Consider the following 21,337-nt stretch of genomic DNA (forward strand, 5'->3'; position numbering starts at 1 on the left):
GCAAAGGCTACTGCTGTACTCACCATTCGCGCTTTAGGTAGAGTCTGTCCATCATCTCCTACAACTATCCAAGGCTCACCTTTTCCAGTGACTGCACTGTGTACGGTGTAAGGCTTGCGGTCTATGAGGGTAGTAGCTGAAGCTGTTAGTGTTCCGGTGCGACGGTAACGCTCGGCTTGTGCTTGGAAAACTGGCTCAAAGAGCGATCGCATTTTTGGATCTAAGCCAAATTCCAGCGCATACAGTAAGAAAGGATTGCTAACTGTATATTGGTTAACTTGGGAATTGGTATCAGTTCGCTGACGCTGGATGGGAACTTTCAACCCTTCTACTAACGCAGTCTTATATTCACCCCCAACAGCAGAACCTTCAACCTCAAAGCCCCATAATTGAAAAGCACGCGCGGCATATTCTTCATACCCTAAGCGGGTTTCAGGGTTGACGCGGGTCAGAGTACGCCCTTCTTTATCTTTGGCGGTTGTAGCACTGGATAAAATACCATCCCGCACTACCCGCAAGTATGACCAATCTAAAACAATTTGATCAACTGCTGCTGCATATTCTGGATGATAGCTTTTTAAGTTGTGCAGTGCTGCCAGCATCCTACCTAAATCTAACGCAGACCAGCCGTTACCTTGGGGAACTGGATTCCCGCCGTAATCTATTACTTGGAGCGATCGCGTATCATAACCCCGATTTGGCAATTCCCCTGCAAATAAAGGCAGTTTACCTAAAGCAGCTAATAAATGACGGGTGCGCTGATCAAATTCTTGGGGTGTAATTATATCTAGCGATCGCGCTGCATGAAGTGCTGCTAGATAATCTCCTAACCCCCAAAGAGTTGCACCTTTAAAATCACTGCGATCGTTTATCAGCCCACTTTTAGAATGATAATTTGCTTGAAAATACCTCCATGCTGCTGCTGCATAACGCCGTTCAACTACTGTTAGAGGTCGAGTTAGTTTTAGGTTAGACGATGGTTCACCAACTGGAGGAATAGGTGCGATCGCCACTTCTACAACTTGAGAAGTATCCGCAGAGATTTTCGTGGGAACGCTAGGATTTAGTGGAGTTGCAGGTGTCGCAGCCGGAGTATTATTACTAGGCGGTTTAGTTGGTGTACCGATAGATGCAGAAGCAATTAAAGGCCGATTCCCTCTAGCTTTGTAGTAGAGAATTTCTAAAATTAGCCCGTTGGTATTGCCAGTTAAAGCTTTATTCGGCTGCTTCGATTCCTCATAAATCCCAGCATAGTAACCATCATCATTAGGGCTGCGAAGTTCTTTAACTGTATCAAACAGTTTTTGCGCGTAAGCATTATCTGGAAAAAGATAACGCCAACCAAAAGCTGCCTTTGTACTCACGCTGCGAAATTGCGGGTAAGGTTTGTTTTCGTCTGTAATTGTTGCCCAGGCGTTACCATTAGCGTAAACAGTATTGTAGAGAAAATAGGGTGCTTGGTCGATGTTATCTTCTGTCACCGCCGTCAACTGACCTGTAGCATCATACCGCCGCTTCTGCACATCTAAAACCCTAGCGGCAAAATCTGCTAATTCTCCTTGCAAGCCAAATTCGATGCCATCTAAAATATAAGACTCACTAACAACGTAATTATTGGCGTTAGTGGTTTGAAAATCGCGGGTATCAACGGGAATTTGGACACCGTTAATCTCAACCATCTTATATGGTTCAAAAGCCAGGGCTTTGGGTGCAGAAAAACCCCAAAGTTGATAACCTCTAGCACCGTATTCCTCGTAGCCGAGTCGTCCTTCTTGTACCAGTAATGTTTTGTTATCTGGGAGAACTGTCGCGCCAAACAGTTGTTCATCTTTGAGCGATCGCCCGATTTGCCACTTGGCGACAATTCCCTTCAGCCAGTCATTATATTGCGGGTGACAAGTACGAATCACATCAAACGCCGCTAATATCCGACCTATATCCAAAGCAGACCAGCCAATCCCGCGTTCAATAGGATTGTTACCATAATCAACCATCTGTCCGGTAGCTACGTTGTAAACTTTATTCGGTAAAGCATCTTCAAATAACTTTAGGCTGCCGAAAGTTGTCAAGAACTTGTTGAGACGCGCATCAAAGTCTGCTTGGTCAGTAAGATTTAGCGATCGCGCCGCATTCAACGCCATGAGGTAGTTTCCCATATCCCAGAGCGTACCAGAAGGATAACCCCCAGTAGAATTGGTAAATCCCGTTGCTGGCTGATAATTTTTGACAAAATATTGCCAAGCCGCACGAGCATAAGTTTGTTCTTCTGGGGTGAGAGGGGCAGTAATATTGTTACAACTACTAGAATTTTGAGATAAGACTGGTGTTGGGATGTAAAACAATAATTGCAGAAATGTCCCAACGAGGAACAATGCAATCCATCTCAACAGCTTTTGTTGATGGTGTTTGTATAGCATATATAAATAAAAAGTTAAGAGCGTCATAGCGCGATCGCACAAATAATTCGAGTAACGGGAATGGCTAGTGGAACGCGCAGATCAGAGCGAAAGAAAGCAAGTAGTATCTGCCAGTTGATTGCTAATTATTAACTGTTGCCCAAACTATAAGCGGTTTGCCAACTTGCTTGTATAGCAAGCTTTCTAGAATCACACCATTATTGTTAGCGGTGAGAGATTTATTTGGCTGACGCAGAGATTCATAAAAGCCGTTGTACCAGCCATCTTGAGATTTAAGGTTGGCTTGGACAAAATCAAATAACTGGTGAGTGTAAGCCGTGTTGTAAAGTACGTGCCAACCGATCGCAGCTTTGGCACTCAGGAAGCGTAAATTATTATGCTGTTCTTGAGTATCTGTCATCGTTGTCCAAGGTTTACCATTAACAAACAAGCTGTTGTAAACAAAGTAAGGCGGACGATCTAAGTTGTCTTCTGTCAGGGCAGTTAATTCTTTTGTTGCTTGATAACGTGCTTCTTGAGCAGCTAACATCCTATCTGCATAAGCTTTACTCACATCTTGCACCAACCGTATTCACCCGTACAGGTGAAAGGAACTAGTGCCAAACTATAACAACAGGTGAATATAACTAATCAAGTATATTTAGTAATAAATACAACTTAAATAGTATCATTAATACAGAGACAGACAGATGATGGAATGCACAGACTTCTTGACCTCAGATCATAGAGATGATTGCATCTGAGTCTCAAAACATGAGAGAAAAGGCGTGAAATATTGAAATTAAAGCAAGAAAAATGCTTGCCCACGCCCAAGAATTAGTTTACAGCCTAAAGGAATTGATGCCGACGCAGTACCAAAAAGATAACCTAGAGACTATGTTGGCGTTATTTTTGGAGGCACAAGGACACCCATTACCCGAACATAGCCAGACAAAATCCCCCAGTGCAATCAGCCGATTTCTGAATATCAATCCTTGGTCAACTAGGGAAATGATTCGGAGAATTCGCCACCAAGTATTACAAACAGTTGTCAAATCATTATCCTCATCTGGCAGAGGACGTAGACCATTTTTACAAGTAATAATTGACCTGACGACTTTAGAAAAACGAGGCAAATTTAAAGAATTTAGTGATTTAATCAAAGTCTATAACGGTAAGCGTGGTCTCCATTTGGTAGTAGTTTATTTGGTCATAGGAAAATGGCGTATTCCCTCTCCTTACGGAGACGCTACGCGAAGGAATTTTCGGGTTTGGCGAGGTAAGGGAACGCCTTCCCCAGCACAGTTGGGGCTATCCCTAGTGAAACGTTTACCTCAATCTTTAACTCAACATTTCCAGACAATTATTTTAGCGGATACAGCTTTTGGCAGTGTCGAATTCTTGGAGGGTATACGTCAGCTTAAATATCATGCCGTTACAGGTGTAGCTATTAGCCGTAAATTAGTTGATGGCAGGGTTTTACGACATTTACATCAACAAGGGCAGCAGGTTCGTTTGTTTGGCTTAAAGTTTCCCGTTACGGTGTCTTGGTATTACTTAAAGCGTGATAACGGCAAGTTAGAAAAGCGTTTTGTTCTGTCTACCCGTCCCATTAAAGCCTCTACTCTGCGGTGGTGGGGTAAGCGTCGTTGGCAGATAGAAGGTTGGTTCAAGACTGTAAAGCATCGTTTTGGTTTACACCGCTTTGGACAAGGGACTCTGCTCGGTATGTATCGCTGGCTGATTCTTTCTCTCACTGCTTATCTCATCGCTCATTGGAGTTATCTGCATACTCAGCCAGCATCCCCACCTGATTGGGGACAAGCTGCACAAACAGCAAGAGAATCTATTTTCCCTCAAATAGTTGTGTATCTTCTTTTACTGGATATTGAACGCCTAACTCCCCTTACACGTAGTTGTGGTTTTGACATTCATATTTCCAGGTGCAAGATGTGAGTTTAGGCAATGCTTTAAATCCGGTTTCAATGCCGTCGAGAATATAAGGTTCGCTGAGGACGTAGTTATTTGCACCTGAGTTACTAGCGTCGCGGCGATCATAAGGAATACCCTGGCTGTAAAGATTGACAAAAGCAGTATTAGACTTATAGTCTAAGGCTTGCTTGACATCTAATCCCCACAGTTTCAAACCATAGGCAGCATAGTTTTCGTAGCCTAAGCGGCCTTCCTGGTTATACTGTTCTTTCCCTTTAACAACGGCAGTACCGTACATTTGCCCGTTTTTGGTGAGACGCTTAACTTGCCAATGTTTCCAGACAGCTTGCACAGGCGATCGCATTTTGGGATACTTGGCTTCGACAATTTTCAGCCAGATTGCCATCCGTCCCAAATCAATGGCTGACCAACCAATTTCTTCTCGTTTCTCTAATTGTCCATAATTAACAGGTATAAGTGTTTTCGCGTTATAGACTTTGTTGGGCAATTCACCTTTATATAGTGGCAATGCTGCTAAAGTCTGCAACATCTTGGTCATCTTCGCCTCAAATTCTGCGGCTGAGATGATATCTAGTTCCTTAGCACTTACCAAAGCGGCGATCGCTGCCGCTTGATCCCACATAGTCACAGAATTAAAGCCATCAACAGAATTGACTAAGCCAGTTTTATCATTCCAGTTGCGTTGAAAATACGACCAAGCTAGACGCGCAGTTGCCAGGTCTACTGCATCCAGTTTTCTGACTCCAGACGTAGTAAAAGGTGTTTTGCTGATTAGTTCACTGGGAGCAATTGCTGTTCCTGGCAAAACTACGGAGTTAGCATCAAGTTTTGCTACATTTTGAGCTTGTGTTTCCAGGTCTGCTTGAGGGATAACAGGGGTAACAGTTTTGGATGTTGTGATTACAGGTGTTTGTGTATTTTGAGCAAGACGACTAGACCAAAAATTTAAAAGAGCGATCGTAACTCCAAGTAAATAAGTTAGCCGCCACAGAAAATTGTCCAAACTTGCGTTCTAGCCTGCTAAATGACTGAATTTCAGAATTACCATCGTTGTAATTACCTAAACGCAACGATGAGAATAAACTAGTATCACGATCAATCTGCCAATATAAATTCGGACCGAACCGCCAAGCACTAATTTGATTGTCTAAAGTTTGAGCATTAAATTTATATGGTTCTTTGTCTAAGTTGGCTGATAGTATTACAGCCGAAAGTAATTTACCGGAAGAAGAAACCTGTGGCGGTACAATTGGAGCTTCAACTTGAGCATTGAAATTTATAGCTGTGGGTAAACGGTTGAAAATATCCACTCCTGCTGCTGTAGAGAGAGTTACTTGTCCGATTTTTCCTTGCCAACCAATTTGTAAAGGAATATTGGTAATTGATTCCACACCCCGTTGCTCAAAAAAGTTAAAACCTGTTGTGAACAGTATTTTATTGCCATTGGGCGATCGCAATTGAAATCTTGGTTCGATGAACAAATTATGTTGACCGAAATTATCGGTATCATTCCGAAAGTCAGTTTGAATGCTTTCTAAAACTGCAAATGGCTTAACTGGTTCAGGAAAAGTTGATGGTGGACTAGGTTTTTGTGGCGGTTTTGGTAATGGTGGTGGTACTCGCAGACCAGGATTAAAGTTTTCCGGTGCAGCAATTAAAAGAGGTCTTAACTCTAATCGAGAAGGTAGTAATTGCAAGTTATTATCATTAAATTTGGTAGTTTCAAGGTCAAAATTGTGAAAATTTTCTCTAGGAATTACTGGGGTTGTTAATTCCGAAAACAATTTTCTGCTTTCATGTGCTTGTGCAGCTTGTAAATTAGCTGATGACAATGTCCAAATACCAAAGCTCCAAACTCCCAGCCATTGAATCTGTTTCATATTAATGCCGTAGCCGATCAAGACTAATAAGTTTATGCACTACAGAAGTTTGGCATAAGTTACTAAAATTAGCCCTTTTAGTAACGTTACTGAGTTTATTGATCGAGCGTAAAACCCCATCCCTTTATGGGTGGGGATGTAAGCGAGCCTGGGACTATGTTCAAATCGGCATATCTCAATTACCCGTATGCAACAGATCGTGGCGATCTAGTTGCAAGCTGTATCGCCTCGTGGGTGTGGCAGTTGACTGCGGAATATTATATAATCGGGAGAATAATGATTTAGGTAAAGGAAATCCTGCTCAGGAAAATACTTTTACCTCCTGACTTTTGTACTAGCATTTACCAAGATTTACCGGATAAATAAAACCCCAATTATTCATACCAGTGTGATTTACTAAAAATACACAAGAGCTACTCTACATTCAGGGAATTTACGGGGTTAACTTAACATAATTTGTCATGCAGCCACACTTATCAGAACATGATCTGCTGCTTAAATCCAGATTGCCTAAATCCTCATAATTCAGATGGAAAAAAGTCTTGTCAAAGTTGTGGTACTCCTTTAGTATCACTGTTAAGAAATCGCTTCCGTGTCATTCGAGTGCTTTCTGATGAAGGAGGATTTGGTAGAACCTATCTATCAGAAGATAAAGATAAATTAAATGAACATTGTGTCATTAAACAATTAGCACCAAAATTTCAAGGAACTTGGTCACAAAAAAAAGCAGTAGAGTTGTTTGCTGAAGAAGCCAAACGATTACAAGAACTAGGAGAACACCTCCAAATTCCCACACTGCTGGCTTACTTTGAACAAGACAACTGCTTGTATTTAGTACAACAGTTTATCAATGGACAGAACTTATTAAAGGAGTTGCAGCACCGGAAAAACTATAGGCCAGGAGAAATCCAAGCCATTCTCTTAGATATACTACCTGTCCTGAAATTTATTCACGATCGCGGTGTAATTCATCGTGACATCAAACCAGAAAATATTATCCGTTGTCGCAGTGATGGGCGATTAAATCTCATCGATTTTGGTTCTTCTAAGCAATTAACCGCCAAAGCCCAGAATTTTGGGACATCGATTGGTTCACACGGTTACTCACCCTTAGAACAAATCCGGGATGGTAAGGCTTATGCAGCTAGTGATTTATTCGCCTTGGGGGCTACCTGCTTTCACCTTTTAACGGGAGTTTCGCCCTTCCAATTGTGGATGGAACACGGCTATGGTTGGGTAACTAATTGGCGGAAATATTTGCATCGTCCAATTAATCCAGAGTTGGATTTTGTGCTGGATAAACTGTTGCAAAAAGACCTCAAAGACCGCTACCAATCAGCCGATGAAGCCCTGCAAGATATCACTCCGAAACAGCAGCTTGCATTACCAGCCGCCGGACAAACATCGGGAAAAATCCCCTCTACCCAAGTACATCAGACACCACGTTTAGGAATCTTACACGGCTTAGTGCGAACTGGTGTGTTAATGTCGGCTTTAATTCTATTATTTGGGTTTAGTGAATCTTGGTATGACCAATATCGCCGGATTTACAGCAGTTTATCCCCAAAGCTGATTCAGCGTCATAATAATTCCGCACCGGGGAAAGCGTTTTTAGCACAGCCACAAAAAACAACTTTGAGAGAGGTGGCTTTAGTCAACACCCTACCAGGACATGAAAACGCTGTTTCCTCAGTCGCCGTCAGCCGAGATGGTAAAATCATTGCTAGCAGTGGAGACGATCGCACCATTAAATTATGGAATATCGCCACCAGTGAAGAAATTGCTACTTTAAAAGGACACTCCCGTAAAGTCAATGTAGTAGTAATTAGTCCCGATGGTAAAACCTTGGTGAGTGGTGGTGATGACAACACCATTAAAATCTGGAATTTGAAAACTCGTCAGGTAATTCACACCTTAGCCGCCCATAGCGATGCAATTCATGCTTTAGCTATCAGTTCCAATAGTAAAACCTTAGTGAGTGGCAGTGACGATAAAACTATCAAAGTCTGGAATCTAGCTAACGGCAGATTAATCACTTCACTCAGAGGTCATAGATTTTGGATACGTTCAGTTGCTATCAGTGCCGATAATGTAACTATTGCTAGTGGTAGTTTTGATAAAACCATCAAAATCTGGAATTTACAAGCTGAATCTCTCATCCGCACAATTGCAGGTAGTGGCGAGACAGTGACATCAATTGCCTTTAGTCCTGATGGTAACACCCTCGCCAGTGCTAGCCGCGATCGCACCATCAAAATCTGGAATTTAGACGAAGGTACAAGACTCCGCACCCTCCAAGGTAGTACGGAAACAGTTACGGCTATTGCCTTTAGTCCTGATGGTAACACCCTCGCCAGTGCTAGCCGCGATCGCACCATCAAACTCTGGAATTTAGAGACTGGTGAAGAAATTCGTACCCTCGTTGGGCATGAAAACACAGTTACATCCGTCGTTTTTACACCTGACGGTCAAAGTCTCGTTAGTGGTAGTGAAGATAACACTATCAGAGTTTGGCGTGTGGGTAATTAAATACTTAGAGGCGAATTGGAAATCAATAATTTATATTGGTCGCAATTCATAAGGCCGCGCGTTGAGCGGCTAGGCCGACTTGTAGCAAATGCCGTCTCCCGGTAAGTTTGTGGCTGTACCGGGAGTTCTCTGGCTCTATTCAGATAAAATAGAGATAATATTCGTTGTCAGAATTTGATATGGATGCTTTAGTTCAAGAACTTGACATCAAACTGCGCCAATGGAAACCTGATATTGTTGAACAGGTACGCCAGTGCCTTGTAGAAATCATTGAATTGGCAGACCAAGATGCTCTAGATATTCTTCGCTCTAGAGTAGTTGAACAAGAAGTATTGGATCTGATTGATGAACCCTAAACCTGGTGAAGTATGGCTAGTAGATTTAGGACTTGCAGCTAAGACGCGTCCCATTGTCATTGTGTCTCGTTATGATCCAAATCCACCTCGCGCTTTAATTCTCTACATACCTGTGACGACACAAAATCGAGGGAGTACCTACGAAGTTAAACTGCCCAATGTGTCTTTTCTCCGACAGGGTTCTGTTGCCAATTTACAAGGTTTAGGCTCAATTTCTGCGGCAAGACTAGAGCGCAAATTAGGAGAGTTGTCAGACGAAACGATGCTTGAAATCAAGCAAGCTCTGATTTTTGTATTAGATTTAGCCGGCGGGGTGCAGCAGGATAGTGCGGTTGATCCGGATACCACTTTTTAAAAGTTTTACTACTAAAAGAGCGGAGAACGCACTAAATAATTGCCAGAAATCCTATTATTTCAGAACCTATTATTTTCCCTACTCCCCACTCCCTATTTTCAAGGCAGGTCTAACAACTGATTCATTACCCCATATCCAATCCCCATTACGAGAGTGATGCGTAAAGCCCCCGTGTTTTTAACCGGGGGATATAAGCGAACAGGACAAATGAATTTGTCCTTATCTTACAGATATTGTAAGATACAGTCATGTCAGAACTAACCTTAACATTAAAACTACCTTTTTATCGACTAAATCAAGTAAAAGCCCTTGAGCTTGAAAGGCTAACTACCATCAATACTCAAGTGGCTAACGACTTGCTTTTAATCGATAAAAAAGAACGTGCTAAGTTGACAAGTTCTGCCTTTCGCCATGTAGAAATAGGTTCAGCTTGGATTAACCAAACTATTCGTAATACAAACGCAAAAACAAAAGTCCAGCGATTTAAGCGAGTTTGGCTAGAAACTAATAATCAAAATTTCGAGATATCTAAGCAAGGCAATTTCTACACCGTTGCTTTCAATTTATTGAGAGGACGGAAAGGGCGAATACCTCTATCTATTCACCAAGGTTCGCATACTGATGTTTTAGATAAAGTGATTTCGGGAGAGGCTAAATTAGGTTCTCTCAAGTTATACAAATCTAAAAAAGGAATTTGGTACGCACTGATTAGTGTGTCAATGCAAGTTGCTGTACCACAATTAGTCAAAGGCTGGATGGGAGTAGACAGAGGACAAACAAATATTGCTGTTGCGGCACTGCCTAATGGTTTTGGTAAGTTTTGGCGGGGCGGACGAGTTAAGGCACTAAGAAGACAGTTTCAACGCACTCGCCGCAAGTTACAACAAGCCAAACAGCTGAAGGAAGTGAAGCGACTAGAGCAACGTGAAAGACGTATCATGACCCATATTAACCATGTGATTTCAAAGCAGTTGGTGCAGTTCGCCAGTGACTTTGGAATGGGGTTGCGGTTTGAAGATTTGTCTGGGTGTCGTCAGACGATGAAGCAGAAACAGAAAACTAAATCTGACGCTGCAAACAACCGCGATACATGGGCGTTCTATCAGCTGGAATTGTTCACTCGATACAAAGCAATTCGTGCGGGTGTACCCGTTGAATCCATACCTGCCCCATACACTAGTAAAACTGACCACCGCAACGGAGTGCTGGGTGTGAGAAATGGGAATTGGTTTAGAGGCTATGACGGGTATAGGTGTAATGCTGATTTTAATGCGGCCAGTAATATAGGTCAGTGGATAGGTTTTTCATGCCCTCTGGGTCTTCAGGAAGCTGTATCTGCAATGGGTACAGTCGATGCAGAGGGTGGGGTCAATGACAGTCCCCTATTAGTGTGAACTGTCCAAGTGAGTGGATTTATCCCTCACTTGGACAACCGCTAGAATCGCCGTCAATTTATTGCGGTGAGTGTCAACTATCCATTCGCCAAGATAATTGACAAATAGTGCCATGAGGGGACAGGGGCGATCGCTGAAATTTTCCTTGCAGTTGTTTTGCTAAATTAATAAACTGTTGCGTTCCCCGGCCTTGTTTAGCAGAATTTACTCCTAAACCATCGTCAATCACAGCCAAAGTGTACCAGCCGTCCAATGCAGCACAAGTAACTTGCAGGCGGGTTGCACCTGTGGCGTGCTTACCAACATTACACAAAGCTTCTTCTAAAAATCTACAAATTCCACGCTTTTGTTCGATGTTTAAATATCGCTCATCTAAAGGTTCAAAGCTGCGAATTTTAACTCGAATATGTTTAAAACAGGGAAAATTTCGTTCTAAAGTATAACTATAAACTTGATAGAGAATATCGTGCAGAGGTTCTTGTAAATTTAATACCAGATTATTCCCTAAATAAAGACTTGTATCTTTATCTAAGGATTCCTGCTGTAAATAGTCATAAATTCCTCTTAATTCGTAGTTTAATTTTTCTAGTTCCTTTTCTATTTCTGGAAGTAGTTCTTTTGTCGATTTATCTTGACCTCGTAGCAGTTGCAAAACTTTGGCAAGACTTTGCAAAGGTCCATTATGAATTGTTTCAAATGTGCTTTCTATAATAGCTTGACGAATTTTTATTCCTGAACGTAAAGCTTGATCATATTGATATAAAGCTGTGAGTTCCATGCCATTTATAATTAATACCAAAATTGCGGGAATGACTGGCAGCCACCAACCCAAAATTAAGCAGACATAACTAATAAATACCAAGGCACAACTAACTAAAATAACAACTATCAAATTGATCAAGGGAGATTTAGTTAGTCTAGCAATAGCAATTCCGCCAAAACCCCAGGCGAAAATCCATATATATTCCCAGTGATCATCCCAGGTGTTTAATAGCGGTCTACCATCAAGGACGGAACTAGTAATTTGACTGACAGCATGGGCTTGCATTTCTACTCCATAAACTCGCCCTTTGGCGGGTTGTGTGGATGGAGTAGCCGAAGTGGTAATAAAATCTTTACGACTGGGGGCGGTGATGCCAATAATCACGATGCGATCGCGTATCCATTCTGGGTTGATTTTACCACTTTTGATGTCATTCCCCGATAAAGTGCGAAATCTGGCGCGACCACTACGAAAATTGAGCAATACCTGGACTCCGCCTGCATCTGTGCGGATATATCCCCCAGAATTGGGTAAAAAGCGGGGTAGTTCAGTTTTGTCGAATCGCATAGCAGCGCGATCGCGAATGCCATTTTCTAAGAAAATATTATGATGGGCTAAATAAGCTGATGCTAATCTCACAGACAAGGATAATTTGTAGCCACTAGATGTTGGTGTGCCTAATAAAATTCGTCTTAATTTACCGTCAATATCAGTAATTTGGTCGGCAAAACCAATTTGTTCTGGAGGTAAGTTTGGCGGGGGTGGAATTGGTTCTGGTAAGACTTTTTCAATAGCAATTATGTTTTGATATTGTTGCAAAACGGTTGCTAGTTGACCATCACTAGGTTTAACTGGTAAATCTCGATAAATATCTAAACCAATAACTCTAGGTTGATATGTCTGCAATTTTAATAACAGCGCAGCTAAATCGCGATCGGAAATGAAAGACTCTATTTGATAGTCATTATGACGACGAATATCTTCTTCATTAATTCCTACAATGACAATTCTTTCATCAATAGTTTCTTCTGGACGCACACGCAGAAAATTATCAAATGCTAGCCATTCTAAAGACTGAATTAAACCCAGGTTACGAGCTAATATTACTAGAAAAATGACTACACATCCTGGTAATATTCCCACACGCCACATAGCAATTTCTGCTTTGATAATATTCCAAAGTCCAGGAGGCATAAGTTAATTCTCCAGTCTTTAGTGATAGGTAAAGGGGATAGGGGACAGGTGACAGGGGACAGGGACAAGAAATATTTTTTTGACTTGATTTGTCCCTAATCAATTAACCCTTCTGCTCTAGCCCGCATTTCTGTTTGAATGCGAATATTTTTACCATGATCGGGATAAATATCTAAAGCATCTTGCAGCTTACTCCAGTAATGACGTACCATTCTTTCAGAAATAGACATTCTTTCTGCGATCGCTTTATCTTGTAAGCCTTCATCAAATGCTAAACTTAAGACCTTCAGCCACTCTGGTTTAATTTCTAATCCCGAATGAATACTTTTGATATCTTTCGTGTGAGTTAATCCTTGTAATGCCCAATCAACTCTAGTTATCATTTCTTGAGTAGAAAGACTTTTATCCGCAACAGTAAAACCTCCTTTATGAGTATCAACTTCCGGTTTAATTCTGACTAATGTTCTGATATGTGCGCTTTGTACAACAATATTTAAATCGGGATAATTTTTCATCAATGTTCTGAGGAGTTGCACGCCCGTATCAGGCCGCGCTGTCACTCCCATATTTTTAGGAATAGACAGATCCATAACTACAAGATCAGGCTGTAAAATACTTACTTGTTCTAGTGCATAATAAGCGTTTATAGCCGTGATAATTTCTGCATCTAAATAATTTTTTCGGAGTAATTCTACTGTTCCACTTAAAACAGATTCATGATCATCAATGACTAAAATTTTCAGGAGTGCTTTTTCATTTAATGTTTGTTTCATAATTAACACCCTGCTAAACAATTTTGGATTTACGATGGCGTCTCTATTCGCGGAGCGTCCCGTAGGGAAAGAGTAGCGGACGCAGCGCATTTTTTGGATTTAACTCAAAAAGAAGGAAATGTAACTATCAAATTTTCGATTTTTTATTTTCAAAATTACCTAGTGAGATTATTCTATCGATGAAATGATTGTGTAGAGAGCATTTCCAGGTGAGATACAAAAATTTTTAGGACAATAGTTACCAAAATAAATACCAAACTACTTTGTGATGACTAGTACGATAAAAACATCTACCTGAAGTTAAAAATTGGAAAGTATCACAAAGATAATCTAATTCTGGTAAGCTTGTATGGCAAACAAATGTAGTGATATCAGGATAGTTAATCTGTATGTTTAACTGCCCCATATTTTTTTGCTGCTTTAAACTAATACAAATTGTAATTTGAGTTAAAATATGGGGTAGAGTGATTGTCAGTAATTCCTCTAAAGTTGATAAGACAATCAAACTATGTGATGCTTGCTCATGTCGCCAATAAACTGGCAAATCAAGATGAAAATATAGATGTGGATTAATTGCTAGCCAAGGTTCTATTAAGCACTCAATAGCTAATGGAAAACTATCTTGTAGAGATTCAGGAAATAAGCGGTTGCTTAATTGTACTAAAGAATTGTGGAAATTATCAATTTGTCTAAGATATTCCTGAGTTTTGTTGCTGGATAAATTTAAATTATCCGTCGTTAACACATCTAAATTGCGACGAATTGTAAAGGCTTCTTGCAATAAATCATCCCGAATTTTCTCAGCTTCGAGAAAAAGCTTTATTGACTGTCTAGAAGACCACCATTGCAATGCTTGTTGAATTCTCTGATAAGATGGCAGAAATTTAACAAGGGTCATAGCTTATAGGGTACTGGGGACTGGGGACAGGTTATAGGTGACAGGGGACAGGTGACAGGTGAGAGGGGACAGGTGACTGGGGACTGGGGACTGGGGACGAAAACTAATGTCTTATGCCGATTTATAAATCAGTAACTAATCTGGCTTTTCTGAGTATGAATTGTAATGCTGTTTCTTGTTGAGAAATGATGTTGGCGTTGGCATTCATACCTGATTGGATGTAACATTGCCGATCGCCATTGCCAAATTTGAGATTTTCTGGTTGAATTGTTGCCTCAAAATAGCCCCCTGCCGGGGTTACAGCATTACTTGCACTGGTACTGGTATCATTGCGCTGTGGTGCGATCGCATCTGGAGAAATGGCACTGACTACAGCCTGGAGAGTTCCATAATCAGGGTAGGGACAAGCATCAACGCGCAGTTGTACTTTCTGCCCTACGTCTACTTTTTTAATGTCTGCGGTGGGAATCATGGCTTTGATTACTAAAGGAGTATTTTGGGGAACAATCTCTGCTATTGGTTCACTTGCGCGTACCACTTGGCCAGGGTTGCGTAAATTTAACTTGAGAATTACACCATCGCTAGTGGCGCGAATAATACTGCTTTGTAATTGTCTTGCTACTTGTTGTAGTTCTTTTTGATATTGATTGAATTGGGCTTGCATTTCTACTCTACGCTGCTGGAGAGCTTGTTTTTCTTTATTTAGCGTAGCCATGCTAGCCTCGCCCCTAGCACGTTCCTGGGCGATGCGTTCCGTGGCGATCGCTACTGTTGCGTTACTGGGGTTTACTGCTGCTTTTGCGGATTGCAATTGGGCTTGGGCAATTTCGACAGCTTGTTTTTCAGCTGCTAGAAAGGCTTTAGTCTGTTCTACAACGAGTTTTTTCTGTTCGTATTCTCGCCTACCAATCGCACCTATTTCCGTTAACTGCTGGTAGCGATCGCGATCTACTTCAGCAAATTCTAAATCAGCTTGGGCTTTTTGCAAGTTGGCTAGGGCTTTTTGCAACCCCGCTTCAGCAGCCAGAGATTCACTATAAGTAGTAATCTGTCGTTCTTGGTAATCTCGTTGGTTACGCGTTAAATCTGCTTGGGCGGATGCAATTGTACGTTCAATTAACCTAGCTTCAGCGAGTATTTGAGTATCTAGCGTGCTGATTTGGGCATCAATTTGGATGAGTTGTAATTTACCCTGTTGAATATTGCTTTGTAATAGACTTTGTTTGATTTGTAATTGATCTGTATCCAAACGCGCGATCGCATCACCCCGCTTAACAATTTGATTTTCCCTCACCAGCACACTCTCAACCGTCCCCTCCATTTCCGGTTGTACTAGGCGCACATCACCCACAGGCCTGACAGTAGCAGCAGTTCGGACAACGACATCATATTTAATCCAAGCCGAAAGTGCGATCGCTGTCCCAACAGTTCCTACCAATAAAATTCCTACTAAAGATGTCCAAATGCTAACAGGAGGTAAAAAATCATCTTCTTGGGGTGCTGTCAGTATTTTTTGATTCTGAATATACAGCATATTTCACCTATAGTAATCTGCTTTGATTATTGAAATTATTTACGTAGGTAGGAATTAGGGACAAATCAATTCAAAATTAAAGAAACCCTGGGAAATGTGAAAGGTATTTGTTATTGGCTAAAGTAATTACGTAAAGCCTGCGGCATAGCTGCGCTTAGAGCGTAGCGGGACGTTAGTCCATTACGAATTTAAAAAATCTATATGGTCTCCTGTTTTAGCTCGTAGTTCGTCTACAGAACCTTGCAACTTTAACTTACCTTGGTCTAACAAGACAATCCAATCAGCCCGATTAATTACTTTCGGACGATGACTAATTAAAATCGTGGTTTTACCTTGGCGATGACGTAATAATTGATCCAAAACCTGCGCTTCACTAACTGGATCAAGTCCGCCTGTAGATTCATCTAAAATCAGAATTGATGGGTCTGTCATAATAGCTCTAGCTATTGCTAAACGTTGACGTTGACCACCAGAAATATTAGCTCCAAATTCACCTAAAACAGTTTGATATTTATCTGGTAGTTTACTAATAAATTCATCAGCATGAGCTATTTGGCAAGCTCTCACAATTTGCTCAAAACTCACATAGGGCGCACCTAAGCGAAAGTTCTCTACAATCGAACGACTCCAAAAGTGAGCATCTTGAGGGACTAAAACCACCTGCTGACGTAAACAATCTAAAGCTAAATCTTCTAAATTATATAATCCAATACGGATATTACCAGATTGCAGAGGATATAACCCAGTAATCAGTTTAGCTAAACTACTTTTACCACAGCCAGATTTACCAATTAAAGCCGTAACTTTTCCGCCAGGAATAGTTAAAGTAAAATCTTCTAACAGGTCAACTCTACCTGCATAGTGAAAATTAACATTAGTACAAATAATATCCGCATCAGGTAGAATTTTAGCAAATGGTTTTTTCCCATCATCAGCATTTTCTGGTGTAGTGTCGATAACTTCTGTCAAGCGTTGCATGGCAGTTTTTGAGCGGGTAAATTCCTCAACAAAACTGATGACAGTAGCAATCAAGCCGAGAAAATTACCATTCATCGAGTTAAAAGCTAATAGCTGTCCAATACTCAAATTCTCTGCCGGATTAATCACTAAATTACCGCCAAACCAGAGTAATATCACACTACCAATCGCCGAGAAGAATCCAGAAAAAGTGTTATTGATAATACTTATTTGAATGGTGCGTAATGTTAGGGTTGCAAGACGATTAAAGCGATTGTTTAACTCCTCTAAAAATTGTGAACCAGAAGTAGTTGTTTTGAGAGTTAGCGCACCTTTAAATGTTTCTACTAAAATACCTTGATTTTCTGCATCTTGCACTAATAACTCACGGGTTTTTCGCCGTAAAGTTGGCTGAAACACAATTGTAGATGTGGTCATCATCCCAGCGACGAACATAGCTACTAATGTCAGTTTCCAGCTATAAAAAGCCATTAAACTAAAAGAAATTACCGCAACGAAAAATTTACTAGGTAGACTAACAACAACTTGAGCAACTAACTGATTAATTTGGTTAATATCTTGCAGACGACTAACAATTTCTCCACTCCGACGAGCTTCATAATAACTCAGAGGTAAGCGCAGAATCTGCCGTCCAAATTCTAGAACTAAACCTAGTTGTAAACGTTGAGCAAAATGAGCGATCAGGTTAGATTGTACCCAAGCTAGACTACTAGCAATGAAATTCATGACTACAACTGCGATCGCCATCGTAGTTAGTAGCTTAGTATCACCGCGAACTAAAACATCATCGGTAAGAATTTGTAACAAAAAAGGAGATGCTAAAGATAAAACTCCTAATAGGAGATTTAGAGGTAAAGCTTGAGCTAAAATGCCGCGTAAATGCCAGACACGCTTGAAAAAACGCCAAAAACCGCCAATTTTATCATCTTCTCCTTGCCAAAATAAACTCGGATCTGGTTCTAACAACAACATTAACCAATCTGTCCAACCCTCTACTAAATCTTTTGGTGACAGATAACGAATACCTACAGCCGGATCAGCAATTACACATTTTTTACCTTTTTTCCCATAAAAAACCACCCAATGATTTCCTTTCCAGTGAATAATTGCTGGTAAAGGTGCTTCATTTATCGATTGCAAAAGTTCTGGAGATGTTTTCACTGGACGAGCATTAAATCCTAGTGTTTCTGCTCCCCGTTTTAGTCCTAGTAAAGTAGTGCCAAATTGTCCTGTACCTACAGCTTCACGAATGCGACTGAGTGTAAAATTGCGTCCATAATGTTTAGCAATTGATGCTAGGCAAGCAGCACCACAATCTTCTTGACTATGTTGTAAAACGTAATCGTATTTCATAAAGCAAAAATGCTTATACAGAGCCAAAACTAGAGAATATTACTCTTGAACTTCTTGATAAGCTTGTGCCGAATGCACTGGTATTGGTGTTGTCATTACTTGCTTCATTATCTGTAAAAATGAATGAATTCATCCACGCAAAATGAATTTCTGAGGAAGTAAGTCCAGGGTTGCCAAATAATACAGCCGCGCCCAAAATATAAAAATAAGTATCCAAATCGAAATGAACCCTTCTTCCTCCACTGATAGCAGCAGATTCTTTAGAAGATAGCTCTGTAAAAAGTGGGCTTTTTTCTTTCATCGTCTTTCTCTTAGAAGCAGTATTACGGTTAGAATCCTGACAAACCTGGAACTCTAATTACATGATTATCATCAGCATAAATTAGCTGTTGAACTCAATAAACAATCACGTTAATTTACATCCTTCTTGTTGATGGATTTAACACAGGTGGTAAGGCTAAATCCTGGTAAGGAGGTTCATTAGCCTGAGTTTTTCTGTTTGAATTTTGAGAACCATAAATAGTTATGTCTTGTCCATAACCATCGGCATTCATGATTCTACCTTCTGTACTTTGCTCTGTAGGAGTTAGCGCGAAAGTTGGCATAGCACCGCCACTAACAACACAAGATTCAGCAGCACTGAGTAATCTGAAAAAAAGTCTGTTCTCATTCATTAGTCTTATTCTCCTTGAAATAACAGTAGCTATTTTCATACTTGTTCAGGGGATTAATCTAAATACTGGAACTTTGAAAAATGCTCCAGTATTTAGTAAAATTAAAATTACTCAATTATCCCTGAAGTATGATTAGGCAATCTATAAAAAGCTGGGCATAATACATTTCCCTAGCTTTTTAATGCCAATCCATTGAAAATTAAGCATCTGTGTTGTTATCGTTGTTGAAATCAAATGATCTTTCAAAAGCGAACTGGATTTCGTCTGTTGTCAATCCAGCGTTACCAAAAGTGATACCAGCACCTAGAATGTAAAGGTATTGATCGAGGTTAAATAAATTAGTAACTTGACCGCCGCTAACAGTAGCAGATTCTTCAAATGAAACTTCGGTAAACAGATTATTTTTGTTGATAACTAGCATGATATTTGACTCCATTAAAGGGTTGAGCAGGATGACTTTGGGTTGAATTAGCTAATAGCTAATTGATGATTAATTTAACCTTGAAAAGCCAGTATATTTTGCTTTTCAAGGTAAATATTTGGGAGTAAACTATATAGCTACGCCGTTGACTCCGTTGTCATCATCAAATGCACTTTCAAAAGCAAATTGTACTTCTGCTGTAGTCAGTCCAGAATTACCAAAAGTGACACCAGCACCTAAAACGTAAAGGTATTGATCGAGGTTAAATAAATCATCAACTTGACCACCGCTAACAGTAGCAGATTCTTCAACGGTGACTTCGGTGAACAGGTTATTTTCGAGAACTAGCATGAAACTTGACTCCATTAACAGGATTGTTTTGAACTAGATAAGCTCTTAGTTGATTGCCTGTTCTTGGCTCTTCAACTCTTCGCTTGCTTATTACAATACCTGTGATTAAATAGCTGAGTCATTTACACTTACTGCAAACTTAATTACCAAGTTGATGAGGCTGAGTTTCGCAATTAAGTTTGTGACTTTTCCGAAAAATACAACCTGAAATTATAATTTAATCTGGTTCAAGACAGCGAAACCCAACAAGGTCTTGATACTTGCGGATGTGGCGGGAGTACCCCGGAGGTTTTGATGGATGCTGTCAAAGCAGCATCTATATTTGCTCACTAAGCTTTTGTTACCAAGGTACTGGTTGACCTAGATGGAAAAAGCCTCCACTAGGCCCATCATCTTCTAATAGGGCTAATTGGACTCCGGTTTTTGCGCCTTCTGCAATATCCATCATTGCACCTTCACCACCTAACTCGGTTTTTACCCAACCAGGATGTGCGCTATTAACTTTTACAGGTGTGTTGCGTAACTCATGGGCTAAATGTACTGTAAATGAATTAACTGCTGCTTTAGAAGCATTATATGCAAATGGTTTTGAATCATAAATTGGGGAGTTGGAGTCAGCATGAAGTGTTAAAGAACCTTCAATACTTGATATATTCACAATTCGACCATTAGGACTTTTTAAGATTAACGGTAGTAATGCTTGAGTCAGTTCTACTAAAGCAAAAAAGTTGGTGTTAAATGTTTGTCGAATAGTATCTAAAGAAACAGAACTAGCGTTACTGGTTAACCAGTCTCCATCTAGAAATACCCCAGCATTGTTAATTAAAACGTCAAGTTTACCAAACTGTTCATCAATTTTTTGAACTACAGATTGAATTTGATTACTGTCACCAACATCAAGAGCGAGTGCCTCTGCATCAATTCCTTGATTTTGTAACTTATCTGCGGCTGTTTGGGCTGCTTCTAGATTGCGTCCGGCAATAAGAGTTTTTATTCCATGTTGCCCAAGTTGACGACTCATTTCCAGCCCTAAACCTTTATTTGCACCAGTGATTAAGGCTACTTTATGATTCAGTTCGCTCTGCCCCATTGTAAGTTACTCCTGTTGAAATAGGGATTACATCACATTCAAGAACAATAGGTTTAAGCTTTGTTTAAGTCTGCGCTCAATCTTCTCACATAATTGTTTAAAATCAAACCTAGAAAAACCCGATTTTCTCACAAGTAATAAAAAATCAATTTACCTGGCCTAATGTCAATAGACCGAAAAGTTTGGCACTCCTCCCGGCTGATTAATTAACTTTTCTTATGTCTCTTGCTATTTTTTGGACCGAGAGCATCTGCTTGAGTTCTTCTGCACTTTCTTTGATGTCGAGATGAGATACCCCTGACATTTTGATTCTCCAGCATGAGCATTTATATTATTTTCTCATCTGTTGCCCTATTTTGGCGAATTGGTATAAATTCATTGGAATCCCTGTGTTCGCGTAACCTTCCCACAGGTTAAGAAAAATCCCCGAATGAGAAATTCGGGG

16 protein-coding genes and 3 pseudogenes are annotated in these 21,337 nt (G+C 40.5%); 5 read left to right on the top strand and 14 right to left on the bottom strand.

The window, feature by feature from the left end:
* A partial coding sequence (locus VB693_RS21710) for a DUF3131 domain-containing protein (protein ID WP_323268075.1) occupies positions 1-2,444 on the bottom strand: 2,444 nt, incomplete at its 3' end.
* A gap of 94 nt (positions 2,445-2,538) precedes the next feature.
* A pseudogene (locus VB693_RS21715) lies at positions 2,539-2,976 on the bottom strand (DUF3131 domain-containing protein); the annotation flags it as partial.
* A gap of 236 nt (positions 2,977-3,212) precedes the next feature.
* Here VB693_RS21715 and VB693_RS21720 point away from each other — a divergent pair.
* Positions 3,213-4,307, top strand: a pseudogene (locus VB693_RS21720) (transposase); the annotation flags it as partial.
* Positions 4,308-4,353: 46 nt separating this feature from the next.
* On the opposite strand, the pseudogene VB693_RS21725 reads toward VB693_RS21720, so the two are convergent.
* Together VB693_RS21725 and VB693_RS21730 are read right to left on the bottom strand one after the other, a co-directional pair.
* Positions 4,354-5,352 (bottom strand): annotated as a pseudogene (locus tag VB693_RS21725) (DUF3131 domain-containing protein); the annotation flags it as partial.
* On the bottom strand, positions 5,282-6,229 hold the full coding sequence (locus VB693_RS21730; RefSeq protein WP_323268077.1) for a hypothetical protein: 948 nt from the start codon (positions 6,227-6,229) through the stop codon (positions 5,282-5,284). The gene VB693_RS21730 and the pseudogene VB693_RS21725, both read right to left, overlap by 71 nt.
* A gap of 483 nt (positions 6,230-6,712) precedes the next feature.
* Between VB693_RS21730 and VB693_RS21735 the strand changes: the two genes are divergently transcribed.
* The 4 genes from VB693_RS21735 (at position 6,713) to VB693_RS21750 (ending at position 10,863) form a co-directional block, all read left to right on the top strand.
* On the top strand, positions 6,713-8,758 hold the full coding sequence (locus VB693_RS21735) for a serine/threonine-protein kinase (RefSeq protein WP_323268078.1): 2,046 nt from the start codon (positions 6,713-6,715) through the stop codon (positions 8,756-8,758).
* A gap of 179 nt (positions 8,759-8,937) precedes the next feature.
* Entirely contained in the window at positions 8,938-9,114 is a 177-nt protein-coding gene (locus VB693_RS21740; protein WP_190698249.1) for a hypothetical protein, read from the top strand.
* Positions 9,104-9,469 (top strand): type II toxin-antitoxin system PemK/MazF family toxin, encoded by a 366-nt coding sequence (locus VB693_RS21745; protein ID WP_323268079.1) that lies wholly within the window; start codon positions 9,104-9,106, stop codon positions 9,467-9,469. Before VB693_RS21740 ends, VB693_RS21745 begins: the two co-directional genes overlap by 11 nt.
* A 248-nt stretch (positions 9,470-9,717) precedes the next feature.
* On the top strand, positions 9,718-10,863 hold the full coding sequence (locus tag VB693_RS21750) for a transposase (protein ID WP_323268080.1): 1,146 nt from the start codon (positions 9,718-9,720) through the stop codon (positions 10,861-10,863).
* A 73-nt stretch (positions 10,864-10,936) separates the two neighbouring features.
* Here VB693_RS21750 and VB693_RS21755 read toward each other — a convergent pair whose 3' ends face one another.
* The 10 genes from VB693_RS21755 to VB693_RS21800 all read right to left on the bottom strand — a co-directional run bounded on the left by VB693_RS21755 (position 10,937) and on the right by VB693_RS21800 (position 20,892).
* Positions 10,937-12,820, bottom strand: a complete 1,884-nt coding sequence (locus VB693_RS21755) for a CHASE2 domain-containing protein (protein ID WP_323268081.1) — start codon at positions 12,818-12,820, stop codon at positions 10,937-10,939.
* Between the two features lie 95 nt (positions 12,821-12,915).
* On the bottom strand, positions 12,916-13,593 hold the full coding sequence (locus VB693_RS21760; protein ID WP_323268082.1) for a response regulator transcription factor: 678 nt from the start codon (positions 13,591-13,593) through the stop codon (positions 12,916-12,918).
* A 238-nt stretch (positions 13,594-13,831) separates the two neighbouring features.
* Positions 13,832-14,491: a hypothetical protein gene (locus VB693_RS21765; protein WP_323268083.1), complete on the bottom strand. Its 660-nt coding sequence runs from the start codon at positions 14,489-14,491 to the stop codon at positions 13,832-13,834.
* A gap of 121 nt (positions 14,492-14,612) precedes the next feature.
* Positions 14,613-16,025, bottom strand: a complete 1,413-nt coding sequence (locus VB693_RS21770) for an HlyD family efflux transporter periplasmic adaptor subunit (protein WP_323268084.1) — start codon at positions 16,023-16,025, stop codon at positions 14,613-14,615.
* A 180-nt stretch (positions 16,026-16,205) separates the two neighbouring features.
* Positions 16,206-18,356, bottom strand: a complete 2,151-nt coding sequence (locus VB693_RS21775; protein ID WP_323268085.1) for a peptidase domain-containing ABC transporter — start codon at positions 18,354-18,356, stop codon at positions 16,206-16,208.
* Positions 18,357-18,369: 13 nt separating this feature from the next.
* Positions 18,370-18,657 carry a hypothetical protein gene (locus VB693_RS21780; RefSeq protein WP_323268086.1) on the bottom strand — a complete coding sequence of 96 codons (288 nt, stop codon included), beginning with the start codon at positions 18,655-18,657 and terminating at the stop codon, positions 18,370-18,372.
* 115 nt (positions 18,658-18,772) lie between these two features.
* On the bottom strand, positions 18,773-19,030 hold the full coding sequence (locus tag VB693_RS21785; protein WP_323268087.1) for a hypothetical protein: 258 nt from the start codon (positions 19,028-19,030) through the stop codon (positions 18,773-18,775).
* A gap of 199 nt (positions 19,031-19,229) precedes the next feature.
* Positions 19,230-19,451 carry a hypothetical protein gene (locus VB693_RS21790; protein ID WP_323268088.1) on the bottom strand — a complete coding sequence of 74 codons (222 nt, stop codon included), beginning with the start codon at positions 19,449-19,451 and terminating at the stop codon, positions 19,230-19,232.
* A 129-nt stretch (positions 19,452-19,580) separates the two neighbouring features.
* Positions 19,581-19,802 (bottom strand): hypothetical protein, encoded by a 222-nt coding sequence (locus tag VB693_RS21795; RefSeq protein ID WP_190698277.1) that lies wholly within the window; start codon positions 19,800-19,802, stop codon positions 19,581-19,583.
* A gap of 340 nt (positions 19,803-20,142) precedes the next feature.
* Complete coding sequence (locus tag VB693_RS21800) at positions 20,143-20,892, bottom strand: SDR family oxidoreductase (RefSeq protein ID WP_190698283.1); 750 nt, start codon at positions 20,890-20,892, stop codon at positions 20,143-20,145.
* Positions 20,893-21,337 lie beyond the last annotated feature (445 nt).

Source organism: Anabaena sp. UHCC 0399, assembly GCF_034931465.1.
GTDB classification, from domain to species: Bacteria; Cyanobacteriota; Cyanobacteriia; order Cyanobacteriales; family Nostocaceae; genus Trichormus; species Trichormus minutissimus.